The organism is Spirochaeta dissipatitropha, from assembly GCF_054657935.1.
Map to the genome: position 1 here is coordinate 34,818 of NZ_BAAHXT010000001.1, position 12,287 is coordinate 47,104.

A 12,287-nucleotide genomic window follows, 5' to 3' on the forward strand; every position below is an offset into this window, starting at 1 on the left:
AACAATCTGCTATAGTTGCAGCTATGAAAAAAACATATTGGCTTCGTGTTCGAGCCCTGCTGCTGACGGCTATGCTGCTGTTTTCTACGGCTGCTCTACTGTCGGCAGAGCAAGCGTCTCCTGACAGCCTGTTTGCTGAAATCATTTTCGGCCAGAATTTCGGGCAGGCGGCTGCTCCGGCTCTGGATTCAGCAGAGAACTTTCCCAATACCGATTTACGAGGCCGTCTGGGCCTCATGCCGGAAGGCGATGGCTTCAGCTTTGTTATGGATGTCGCCATGCGCAATGACGGTCGCTATCGAGGCAGCCATGGCGAGGAATTCTATGGCAGTTTCTACGAAACCCTGATCGAGGGGGGCATGGGCTACCGCTTCCGCGGTCTGCAGGCGCGCGCCGGAAGATTCTTCCATGACGACGCTCTGGATTCTCCCTATTCACTCTTTATTAACAGCAGGGATATTTCATCCTTTCTCTATGAGATCCAGTATGACGGCGGATTTTTCTACGCCGAAAGCCGCACCGTCGAGCTGAACCGCAACAGTGACCACGGGTTCCCCGATCGGGGACTGACCTACCAGAATTTTGCTCTGCGCTACAGGGGCTGGGAGCTGGGCTATCAGGATGCGATTGTGTCGGTGGCAGCTGCGGAGCAGCAGACCAACGGTGACGACCCTGATGAAATCCGCTGGCGGCAGCCGCCTCCCGGCGACGGGACGGGGCCGTACTTCGTGCCGGAGTACTTCTTCAATCCGATTCCATCCTTCCTGCTGCAGTACGGCCTGGGCTCGGGCAGCAATCCCTGGCGTATGGACAAAAATCATACCACGCTCATGGGTGTGTACCTGAAGTACACAGCCGATACCTGGGAAGCCATGGGGCAGTGGCTGGTGGATGACATTAACATGAACCGCTTCCTGAATCCGGATTCCTTTCAGAATCCTGACAAGATGGGCTGGATGATCGGCGGTCGGATGCAGACTGATTACGGTCGGTTCGGTCTCTGGCATGCAGGTGCACACCGCTACACCTTCCAGCCATACGGCAGCGGTTCCGATGCCAATCCCCTGGATCGCATGTACGGCTACACCTATTATCCGGACACCCGCTATCCGGCCGGCGGGGGGAATCTTCGCAGCATTGCCAACCGGGAGAATCAGCTTGGCTTGTACCTGGGTGAGAACTCCATGGGCTTCCGCCTGGACTGGGATCATGTCCTGGAGTTCCGCAATCCGGAGCTGCCAGCTCTTTTACGATCCGAGCTTGAGCTGGCAGCCTCCGCCGAGTTCACGCTTACCGGCAGTCAGAGTCCTGCGAATCCCTGGGGAGAGTATCTCTGGTGGCGAGAACATCACACCGAAGGTACCCGATGGCTGGATGATGATGTGCTCGAGAAGGGCTATCTTGGCAGTCTGCAGGCCGTCTGGAATCCTGCACCGCAGCGCTTCGGACGCTTTTCACTGACTACGGCCCTGAATTTCGGCTGGCTGCAGAATGTTCTGCAGCTTGAAGCGCCCAGAGAAATTGAGGGCATGGAAATCAGTACTAATCCGGTTAACCAGCGTTATATATGGTATCCATCAGATGACAACCACGGATTTGTACAGATTCATGTCGGAATTCGCTATTCTTTTGGCAAAGAAGTGAGCCGTGTCTTGCAATCTCCTTGATTCCACGATAAAAATGCTAGTACACTTGAGATACTAAAATCCGGAGGTAACCATGGAAAAACCGACTCGAATAGTGATATTGGGAGGCGGATATGGCGGTGTTGAAGCTGCCAAGAAACTACACAAGAAATTCAAGCGCAAGAACGTAGAGATTACGCTTATCGATAAAAACCCCTACCACACGCTCATGACCGAGCTGCATGAAGTGGCGGGATCACGGACGGAGCAGGAAGCAGTAGAGGTCAGTTTTGCCAAGATCTTCTGTGGAACTACCGTTCGGGTAGCCTGTGACTACATTACTGAGGTTGATTTCGAGGGCAAGGTTCTCAAAAGCGATACCTGTGAGTATGGCTATGACTACCTCGTACTCGGAACCGGTGGTGAGCCGGAATTCTTCGGAATTCCAGGTGTTCAGGAAAACAGCTACACCCTGTGGTCGCTTGAGGATTCAATCAGAATCAAGGAACGTGTTGAAAACCGTTTCCGCGAAGCAGCGCGTCAGGCTAACCCCGAAAAGCGCAGACAGATGCTTACCTTTGCTATTGCAGGCGCTGGTTTTACCGGTGTCGAGCTGGCAGGTGAACTTGCCGAGCGCCGTGAAACCCTCTGCCGCGATTACCATATCGATCCCCGTGAAGTACGGATCCTTATTATCGAGGCCATGGGTACGATTCTCCCGAGCTATCCCGAAAAGCCCCGCAAGAAGGCCGATGCCTACATGCGGAAGGTCGGCATAGAAACCCTGCTGAACTCACCGATTGTCAGCGCAGAAGAAGGTGCAGTTAGTCTGGCCGACGGCACGAAGGTTCATACCGATACCTTTATCTGGACTGCGGGTATTCAGGGATCAGAGTTTACTGCCAGGGTTGATCTTACCAAGGGCAAGCATTCACGGGATGAATGCAGCTATGCCTCAAGTGAAGGTATTCATGGCATGGCAGGTTGTAAGTTCGATGAAGACGAGCGCTATATCGTTGGAGAACGCGGCCGTATTCTCGTTGACGAGCACATGCAGTCAGTAGACCATAAAGAAGTATATCTGGTCGGTGACATGATCTGGTTCCTTGAAGGCGATCATGTTGTTCCCCAGATTGTTGAAACAGCAATCCAGACCGCTGAGGTAGCTGCACATAATGTGGCGGCTGATATAACAGGTAAAGAGAAAAAAGCCTTCAAGTCGAACTTTCATGGAAACATGGTAAGTATCGGTGGAAAATACGGTGTTGCTCACGTAATGGGTGTATCCATGTGGGGCTTCCCCGCAATGGCCATGAAGCATCTGGTCAATGTGCACTACCTGCTTTCTCTTGCCGGTGTAAACGCGGTATGGAATTACCTGCAGCATGAGTTTTTCCAGATCAAGGAGAAGCGTTCTATCCTCGGCGGTCATGCCTCCGCCAAGGTTCCAACCTACTGGGTTGTACTGCTGCGCATGTTCCTCGGCTACAAGTGGCTGAATGAAGGTATCAAGAAAGTTACCAGCGGCTGGCTTGATCCAGGTGCCGGTGGTATTTTTGATGCTGATCCTATGAAGGTGTACCTGCCTGGGGTCGAATTCTATGGTGTCAGCGCTGCAACCAGCGCCACGTCCGAGCAGGTTTCTGCTGCAACCAGTGCAACTGCCAACGGTGGTGGTGATGCTGCTGCAGTTGCATATCAGCCGATTCTCGAGGAAGCACTGGGAATCTACAACTGGTTCGCTGCTACCTTCCTGAGTATTCACCCGAGCATCGCATGGATGGCTCAGTCTGGCGTCGTAGTTGCTCAGCTTGTAGTTGGACTCTGTCTGATTGCTGGTCTGTTCACTGTTCCGGCAGCCCTTGTTTCTATCGCTATGGGACTCATGTTTATTGTTTCCGGTTGGGCAAACGTCGAACTCTGGTGGTACCTCACTGCAGCAATTGTAATGCTGGGTGGTGCAGGTAAAGGTTTCGGACTTGATCACTGGGTAATGCCATGGCTCAAGAAGTTCTGGAACGGAACAACAATCGCGAAGAAGACTTACCTCTATGTGGATGAACCACGGCTGTAGACAGCCGTCCATTCACGGTTTATAAAGGGCGTTATGCACAATTTCTGGAGCGAAGATCCTTCTGTAATGGAGGATCTTCGTCATTCTCACGAAGCAATGCGCGAAATGCTGCTGGGACGGGGTTCTGTTCTCGGCAGCACAGCGCAATCTATTCTCGATAATCAGGGAAAATTGCTGCGGCCGGCACTCCTCTTGCTGGCGGCCCGCTTCGGTGCGCCTTCCGTGCAGCCGGTTCGCGGCAAGCGGCAGACCCTGAAGGATGCCGTGCGCAGAAAATGGAACACGCTCTGGTTCCGGCGCTGTCACGCCGACCGCCGAGTGCGGGTACAGGAAGGGCTTCTGCCTGACCGGATGTACCGGCTGGCAGCAGCAGTGGAGCTGCTGCACATTGCGACACTCATTCATGATGACATTGTGGACGAAGCTGAAACCCGCAGAGGTGAACCCGCCATGCACAAGCAGATTGGGCCCAGAAAGGCCGTTCTGCTCGGGGACCTCTTGTTTGCCTCCAGCTTTCAGACCCTGGTTGAAGACGGTAGTTATGCAACCATGAGCGGAGCTGTCGGCGCGGTAAGAAACCTGAGCAGAGGCGCAATCAGCGAGGTTGAGGATCATATTATACCCAGCCGGCGCCAGTATAACCGCCGGATTCTTGGAAAAACCGCTGTCCTGTTTATGGCCGCCATGCACGTCGGGGCAGAAGAGGCTGCTGTCCCCGGTGACTGCCGCGAAGCGCTGCTACGGGTGGCATATAATCTCGGTATGGGCTTCCAGATAATCGATGATATTCTCGATCTTATCGGCAATCCCGAGACACTCGGCAAACCCGCCGACAACGACCTCCGCGAAGGAATCTACACACTCCCACTGGTCTGCACCATGCAGAAAGGCGGCCCCGCTGCTGCAGAACTGCAGACTATTTTGCGTGTTGCCGCCAAAGGGACCAGCGCTGGTCCTGCCACCAGCAGCGCCGATCCGGCTGAGCTGACAGATGGGCAACGCGACCGCATACGTGAAATCGTGCATGAAAGCGGCGGCCTCGAGGCTGCCCGTGAAATCGCCGGACAGTATACCCGCCGCGCTCTTCGTGAAATCTCACGCCTTCCAGCTATTCCTGCCCGCGAAAGCCTGCAACGCGTGCTGCTCCGCCTGCTGGAACGTAAATACTGATTTTTTGACATAATTATGTCATCGGTGTTATACTAATGTCATGCGAACTACCATACGAATGAATGAGGTTGTTCTCCGTAAGGCAAAAAAGAAAGCGCTTGAAGAACACATGAGTCTTACATCATTTATTGAAAAGGCAGTGCTCGCTCAACTCAAATCCGAGACTGAATCTTTACAGAAAGATTTCGAGCTGATCACCTTTGGGGGGTCAGGAGTCCAGAAGAATATTGACCTGAGCAGCAATTCTCATGTACGAGACAGGATGGATCTGTAATGCTTCTCTGCGATGTGAATGTACTTATATATGCACATCGGGAAGATTCTGAAAAACATAGTTCAGCTGCAGATTTTCTATATTCTGCAATCAAATCCCGTGAACCATTTGCGTTTTCTCAAGACATTCTGAGTTCATTTCTCAGAGTGGTTACCCACCCGAAAATATTCAAAGAGCCTAGTCCTTTTGATATTGCTGTGGCTTTCTGCGATAGAATTATTCATAGTCCTTATAGCGTTGCTGTTCAGGCGGGGGAGACACACTGGAATATTTTTTGCCATTTATGCAGGGCTCTGAATGCTGCTGGGAATGTGGTTCCTGATGCATATCTTGCTGCCTTATCAATCGAATCGGGTTGTAAATGGGTCAGCTTTGACAGAGATTTTCTTCGATATCCTGGTCTCGATTTTCTTCTGCTTGAATAGTTCGCTCATCTGATTATCCCTGTTTTCTGCCGACTCCTACCAGAAATGACTCAAATGATTCCTTACGGCAGCTCATTGGTTTAAAAAGTTTTGCGATTTCATAGCGCTCGCGCAGCATTTTCAACAGATTCTGCTCTTCACCGCCACGGAAAATCTTTATGACCAGGTTTCCACCGGGTTTGATGTACTGGTCACCCATAAATATAAGGTGCTCAGCCATGCCTGCGCTGGCCAGGGTGTCCACTGTTTTATTTCCCATGGTAGACGGGGCAGCATCACTCAGCATGGCGTCGTAGGGGCCGAAATCTGCTATCTCTTTCTGCACCTTGCGGTCGAACATGTCGCCGATCAGCACATGGTGGGAATCATCCGGGCCGTGAAACTTCATTTCCTGAATATCTACCGACATCAGTTTGATTTTTGATCCGAAGGTACGCATCATGAACTGCGACCAGCTTCCCGGTGCTGCTCCCATATCCAGATATACTCCGCCTGGTCTTATTACCGAGAATTTTTTCTGGATTTCCTCGAGTTTATATACCGATCTGGCGAGATAGCCCTGGGCTCTGGCCCGCTCGCTGTAGTGATCGGGTTTGCTGCGTTTACTGTTGATTTTTTTTCCGCTTGTTCTGGCCATACTGCATGGTAGCGGGCTGAATCGATCAGAGCAATAGCAATTGGGGGCGTGGGTAAAAACATCTTCAATTGCTGTTGTTGATTGATTGACCATTCCTGTCCCGGGAAGTAATCTATATCTGTGAACAATATTCGAATGAAAAGAACCTTCCCCTTCCGTCAGTGGCACACTGTACTTCTGATAATCGGGGTTAACCTGTTGATTTATTTCATGACTATGATCTCTCCCCGGCTGGTGCATTACCTGGCAATGAACCCTTTAGCTGTTCTGTACCGAAACATGTTCTGGCAGCCTTTTACCTATATGTTCGTGCATGCCAGCTCGACCCATATTCTGTTCAACATGCTGATTCTATTTGTCTTCGGGCAATATCTGGAACGGGAAATGGGCAGTATCGAGTTCCTGCTGCTCTACCTGGGAATAGGTTTGCTGGCTGGTGTCTTTTCACTGGCTGTGTACTGGTACAGCGGGCAGTATATGGTATTTCTGATGGGTGCCTCTGGAGCTATCTACGGAATGGTGTTCCTCTTTGCGGTACTGAATCCGCGGGCAATGCTGTACATTATGGGTATTATTCCTATATCTGCCAGAATGCTGGTGCTGCTATATACCGCTATGGACCTGATCAGTCAGTTTCGCGGTGGGAGCAATGTCGCACATATGACGCATCTGGCAGGTTTTGCCTTTGCCGGTCTGTATTGTGTCCTGCGACTACGTATCAATCCAATTAAAAAACTGATAGATAATCAATAAGCGGCCGATATTCAGAAGACATGTTAGCACCGACATATAGATCCAGGTCACCGGTTCTCCTTCTTGTTCTGCTGCTGGCATTGCTGCCGCTGTCGGTCCGCGCCGAGCGTCTGGAGGGAACCTTCTGGTATATGCTCGAGCGGGAATCGATGCCCGGCGCGGGAGAGACAGATCCCGATATGCTGATTCTCGAGGAAGCCCGCTATGTTTTTTCCGGTATGATCTACGGGTGGCAGTTCCGCTATATTCCGCAGAATACTGCGCGCGGTTATGAAGAGACCTTCGAGCTGACACCGGTCTTCCAAATTCCCTTTGGTGACAAGGGCCTCGTTGTCCGTCAGATCTGGCTGGATGACGGACTGCAGAAAATCAGAATCGATTACAGAATGGACGAGGATCAGATCCGACGGCATGCTTCATGGCGTAGCGGACGCATACAGGCTGTGCAGGGAGCGGGCGAGGCTTCATTCTACCGCGGATTTGATGGCAGAATCGAGAGTATGGAAGATGCCCTGCGAATGTCTGTGAGGGAGCACCTGCGTGCGCGACATAATACCCCACCCCGAGAGGTTCAGGGTCGGATCGTTCTGGATTCAGTGCCTCTGATTGGAGTCAGCGGAGGATCATATACTGCCCGGCTGCGGGCCAGAATGCAGATTTCCTCAATCAGAGAGTATGATGTGTTCTAGGCCGGATCCGGCTTGTTGTCGCAAAATGATTTTCCTATTACCATAGGTATATACACAAGGAGTTAGATTATGGTGAAGACGGTGCTGGATATGCTGCAGAAAGCGGTAGAGCGTCATCCCGACCGGGCGTATGCGTTTCGTAAAACAGAAATGGGGTGGACACCAAAGAGCTTTTCCCAGGTTCAGTCCGAAGCCCGTGCGGTTGCGGCTGCTTTGCTGCAGCGTGGATTCGGGAAAGCCGATACAATGGCGATTTTATCAGAGGGATCTCCCGAATGGATCGTCAGTGAATTTGCTACAATAATGGCTGGCGGAGCTGCTGTGCCTTTGTCGATAAAACTACTGGCTGATGAGGTTCCATTTCGCCTTAATCATTCAGAATCCAGGGGATTGTTTTTCTCGAAGAACACCTCCGAGAAGGTTCTGTCAGTCAAAAATCAGGTAGAAGACAAGAATTATCTGTATATACTGCTCGATGATGATCCTGAGTTTCTGGAATCGCTGGCTAAAGAGTACGGATTGAAAGCCGGTACACAGCTGGTAAGTCTGCAGCAGCTGATCGAGGCGGGGCAATCCGATTCCGGATCCCTGGAAAAAGTAGATAAGATTGCGGCTGAACTCACGGCTGATGATATTGTAACCGTTTCCTATACATCCGGTACTACCGGAAACCCCAAAGGGATAATGCTGACACACAGCAATTATATTGCCAATTCAAGTGAAGCGATTGAGGTGTTCCGGATTCCTGCCGGATACCAGACCCTGCTGATTCTGCCCTGTGATCACAGTTATGCACATACAGTCGGAATTTACGCTTCAGTTGTTGCTGGAATTTCCCTGTACTTTGTCGATGCCAGGGGTGGCTCTATGGCCATTCTCCGGAATATCCCTGTTAACCTTATAGAGGCCGATCCTTTCTTCCTGCTGACGGTTCCGGCGCTGACCGGTAATTTCATGAAGAAGATACAGACCGGAGTGGCCGCCAAGGGTGCCTTTGTCGAAGGTATATTCAACCGCGGTATCCAGGCCGGGATTGCACGTAATGGCGATGGATTTCACAAGGTTCCCTTCAGTGTACGGGCGAAGAACTTCTTCCCCTGGATTATTGCCGAACTTCTCGTGTTCCGGAAGGTACGCACTATTTTCGGAAAGAAAATAAGGTTCTGTGTTTCCGGGGGAGCGTTGCTTGATCATGGTCAGCAGCAGTTCTTTTTTGCACTCGGCCTGCCGGTGTATCAGGGTTACGGTATGACTGAGGCCAGTCCGATTATTTCCTCCAATCATCCCTGGTGCTACAAGATGGGAACATCGGGTAAGCCCTTTCCGACGGTTCAGGTGAAGGTTGTGACGCAGGATGGTCATGAAGCATCCCCTGGAGAAAAAGGTGAGATCTGTGTGCGCGGGCCGAATGTCATGCGCGGATACCTGAAAAATGAGTCGGCTACAGAGGAAGCTCTGAGGGATGGCTGGCTGCATACCGGCGATCTGGGATTCCTGGATACTGATGGTTTTCTGACGGTAAGCGGCCGTGAAAAGGCCCTGCTCATTTCCTCCGACGGTGAGAAATACAGTCCGGAAGAAATCGAGGAGGTGATCGTCAGCAACTGTCCCTATGTTCAGCAGGCAATGCTCTACAACGATCATAACCGATTCACCGGCGCACTTATTGTGCCCGATGTTGATGCAGTGAAGAAATATCTGTCAGAGCACCCGGATGCTGGTGTAGAGGATGTACTCAAACTGTATGCGGTGTTCCTGCAAAGCTTCAGGACCGATGAGGATCTCAAGCGCCGTTTCCCTTCAAACTGGGTGCCACCGACCTTTATGCTGCTGGATGAAGCCTTCTCCGAGCAGAACGGTATGATCAATTCAACCATGAAGCTGGTGCGATACCGGGTAATCGAAAAACATCGGGATCAGCTGGATTATATGTTCAGTGATGAAGGCGATCGCTACAGCAACGAAAGAAACCGGAAAACTGTTCAGAAATTATTTGATATTAAGTGATATAGCTGTATATTGATTGAATGAAAAAATTAGCGCTGTACCTGAGTGTTTTACTTGGGTTTGCCGGGCTGCTGTCCGGCTGCGGTGTTCTGGGCGGGCATAGCGAATATGCCCGCGTAATCCGTGGTGTATGGACTCCTGACGGCAAGGATCTGCTGATGGTGGTCTGGCGCTTTGAAGCGACCAGGCCGAATCATCCGTACCATGCAAATGACAGCATCCGAAATTCGCGTATCGAGGGCTATCTGGTCGGACGCAGCCGGATCAGTTCCTGGGAAGATGGCCGCTGGCTTGATGCCGGTGATCTTCTGGAGAGCGAGCGTGTTTTCCATTTTTCCGATACCGAAGTGCCAGGCAGCAATTCTGTTGCAGACGGGCTGGCTGGTGAAAGCTATTATTACAATACATATTTCGTTAATCTCGGCGGCACTAAAGGCTACCGCGCCTTCATGGGCAGTGGACACCATGTGCGGATAATAGATTTCAAGGCTGGCAGCGTTCTGGACTTCAAGGTCAGCGATATTAAACTACCTGAGAATCAGATAAAGCCGCTTCTGGATAATCATATACTCGGAGACCTCTGGCCCTATTTCGGGATCAGGGACATGGTTCCTTCAGCTGACGGGCAGAAGCTTGCGGTGTTCGGACAGGTTGGGTATTACCCCGATCCAGATCAGGGAATCAATGGGCCGCTTTATTTCAACAATGTCATGACGTTTTTTGATGCGGGAAGTCCGCAGTCTGCTGAGCGGGTACTGCGTTTCAGTGAGGATGCGCCGGAAGTTGCCTCCGGTCAGAGCTGGCCGGATGATCCGGATCAGCAGATTAAATTCCCGATTGCTGCAACAGTATCTGCTCTCTACCCCTATTCCATTCTTGGTGAACGCCTGAATTACAGCTACATGTCATCTGTAGATAATGAATCCGGGAAGTCCTTTGTCCTGATTCGCTCTGTCCCTGGAGACGATGCAGCAGTTCTGCTTCCCTTTCAGCCGGAAAATTCCGGTGATATCACAGAAACCGTTCAGCGCTATGCCCTGGATTCCTTGCCGGATTCCATACAGATCAGAGAGGATTATTCAGGAGAACCGGTCCCGCATGCATCGGGTCCAGTCAGGCATGACAACACAGGAGTGGAGGTCGAGATACCTGACCTGACCGGAGAAAAAACCCGCTTCCGCCTGCGAAAGTTATAGGGGCGCGCTTAAATCATGTCCCAATCAGGCAAAGCCGATGCAGTGTAGAGGTACCTCAATTATGCTGTTTTGATCCCTGCCAGGCGCCAGGTTATGTGTAGAGTCTCGGAGTATGATTTTTTTCTTGTACTGAATATCCTTGAACTGGGTTCGTCCTTTGCCTTTTCCTCCCACTTCCAGAATTGCCGGGATACCATCTATTTCCAGCAGGAAATCTGGTGTCTTGCTGCCTCTGGTTGATTTTGCATACTGGAATTCCATGCCATGCTGGCGCATGGCAGATGCAAAGAAGTCCTCACGCAGTCCTCCGATGCAATCTTCGCGTTCTTTATACTGTAATCGGTATGGCAGTTCCATGAGTATTTTAGGTTCCCTACTGACGCTCGTTCCTGCAGGGAATATCTGCTGCAGAAGAAAACTTTGCTCGAGGAGGCTTACCAGCTTTTCAGCCATATATTTACTGATGCCGATGTTGCGAGAGAGGCTGCTGTAGCTGATTCCATCTACGGAGGATTTACCTATAAATTTCATGATTTTTTCCAGCTGTAGTAGCTGATCAATATTGAGTCTGGCCGCACAGGCAGGGATATCACTCTGGATTATTTTATGAAGAATTCCCTTGAACTGCTGACTGCCGAATCCTGGTTCGAGGGATGCCGGGTACAGACCTCCGGTGAGATAATCCTGGAAGTGTATCGAACTCCGTAAGTATTCAGATGGGATGTTACCTTGAAAGACTGATTCCAGACTGAGCGCTGTATGTTGCTGTTCATGGTGAAAGTATAGATATTCCCGGAAACTGAAGGGGTGCAGAAATTCAGTCTGTACACGGCGAGATAGGTCATATGCGGATTCCTGCAGCCTGACTGCTGCCGAGCTGCTACACCATATTTTTAGATTGGAAAAATCATGCAGCTCCTTCAATGCGGCTGGAAAAGTCCTGAGAAAGTGGATTTCATCTATAAAGAAATTTTCTATACCGAAAGATGCATTAAGTCGAGGCAGTAGCTCTTCCAGTCTGGTTCCTGGATCCATGGTATCTGCAGAAAGATAGAGTGAATGTTCTCTGTTGCTGCGTAGCTGTCTCAGCAGGACAGACTTTCCGGCTCCACGGGGGCCAATCAGAAGAACGAATGGTCTTCCTTCCAGCGTGCTCAATGTACTCCAGGCAAAGCGTTTTTTCTGGTATTTTTCTGCCAGCTTCACGGCTGTATCATCAAGGCGTAGTATTTTCTGGATATCCATGCTTCCAGTATAAGGCCGTTAATTACATTTCGTCAAATCATTGAACGAAATGTATGTCATTTCGTTCAATTCGGGGGGGGGTCCTGAGTAACATGAAAAAGGCACCTTGAACCTGGAAAAAATCATGACGGACAAATTACCTGAAAAAGGGGGAGGGAGAGAGGATTATCTGCAATGCTGAACTTCTGCTGG

Annotated in this window: 11 protein-coding genes; 9 read left to right on the plus strand and 2 right to left on the minus strand. The window is 50.8% G+C overall.

Annotated elements, in window-relative coordinates; all coding sequences use genetic code 11:
• Positions 1-23 precede the first annotated feature (23 nt).
• The 5 genes from ACYQ2L_RS00145 to ACYQ2L_RS00165 are packed head-to-tail and all read left to right on the plus strand — an operon-like array spanning position 24 to position 5,568.
• The gene (locus ACYQ2L_RS00145; RefSeq protein WP_460049762.1) at positions 24-1,667 is read left to right on the plus strand and encodes a hypothetical protein; all 1,644 of its coding nucleotides are present in this window, start codon (positions 24-26) and stop codon (positions 1,665-1,667) included.
• A 52-nt stretch (positions 1,668-1,719) separates the two neighbouring features.
• Positions 1,720-3,699 carry an FAD-dependent oxidoreductase gene (locus ACYQ2L_RS00150; protein WP_460049764.1) on the plus strand — a complete coding sequence of 660 codons (1,980 nt, stop codon included), beginning with the start codon at positions 1,720-1,722 and terminating at the stop codon, positions 3,697-3,699.
• A 33-nt stretch (positions 3,700-3,732) separates the two neighbouring features.
• Positions 3,733-4,869: a polyprenyl synthetase family protein gene (locus ACYQ2L_RS00155; RefSeq protein ID WP_460049766.1), complete on the plus strand. Its 1,137-nt coding sequence runs from the start codon at positions 3,733-3,735 to the stop codon at positions 4,867-4,869.
• Between the two features lie 40 nt (positions 4,870-4,909).
• Complete coding sequence (locus ACYQ2L_RS00160; protein ID WP_460049768.1) at positions 4,910-5,143, plus strand: hypothetical protein; 234 nt, start codon at positions 4,910-4,912, stop codon at positions 5,141-5,143.
• Positions 5,143-5,568 carry a type II toxin-antitoxin system VapC family toxin gene (locus ACYQ2L_RS00165; protein ID WP_460049770.1) on the plus strand — a complete coding sequence of 142 codons (426 nt, stop codon included), beginning with the start codon at positions 5,143-5,145 and terminating at the stop codon, positions 5,566-5,568. Before ACYQ2L_RS00160 ends, ACYQ2L_RS00165 begins: the two co-directional genes overlap by 1 nt.
• Before the next feature lie 13 nt (positions 5,569-5,581).
• Here ACYQ2L_RS00165 and ACYQ2L_RS00170 read toward each other — a convergent pair whose 3' ends face one another.
• The gene (locus tag ACYQ2L_RS00170) at positions 5,582-6,205 is read right to left on the minus strand and encodes an SAM-dependent methyltransferase (RefSeq protein WP_460049772.1); all 624 of its coding nucleotides are present in this window, start codon (positions 6,203-6,205) and stop codon (positions 5,582-5,584) included.
• 135 nt (positions 6,206-6,340) lie between these two features.
• On the opposite strand from ACYQ2L_RS00170, the gene ACYQ2L_RS00175 reads away from it, so the two are divergent.
• From ACYQ2L_RS00175 to ACYQ2L_RS00190, 4 genes are all read left to right on the plus strand, one after another.
• Complete coding sequence (locus tag ACYQ2L_RS00175; RefSeq protein ID WP_460049774.1) at positions 6,341-6,958, plus strand: rhomboid family intramembrane serine protease; 618 nt, start codon at positions 6,341-6,343, stop codon at positions 6,956-6,958.
• Positions 6,959-6,978: 20 nt separating this feature from the next.
• Positions 6,979-7,647 (plus strand): hypothetical protein, encoded by a 669-nt coding sequence (locus ACYQ2L_RS00180; RefSeq protein WP_460049776.1) that lies wholly within the window; start codon positions 6,979-6,981, stop codon positions 7,645-7,647.
• A 69-nt stretch (positions 7,648-7,716) separates the two neighbouring features.
• Positions 7,717-9,654, plus strand: coding sequence for an AMP-dependent synthetase/ligase (locus tag ACYQ2L_RS00185; RefSeq protein ID WP_460049778.1), 1,938 nt, complete (start codon positions 7,717-7,719; stop codon positions 9,652-9,654).
• Positions 9,655-9,674: 20 nt separating this feature from the next.
• Entirely contained in the window at positions 9,675-10,850 is a 1,176-nt protein-coding gene (locus ACYQ2L_RS00190) for a hypothetical protein (RefSeq protein WP_460049780.1), read from the plus strand.
• A 24-nt stretch (positions 10,851-10,874) separates the two neighbouring features.
• On the opposite strand, the gene ACYQ2L_RS00195 is transcribed toward ACYQ2L_RS00190, so the two are convergent.
• Positions 10,875-12,095 carry an ATP-binding protein gene (locus ACYQ2L_RS00195; RefSeq protein WP_460049782.1) on the minus strand — a complete coding sequence of 407 codons (1,221 nt, stop codon included), beginning with the start codon at positions 12,093-12,095 and terminating at the stop codon, positions 10,875-10,877.
• Positions 12,096-12,287: the final 192 nt, after the last annotated feature.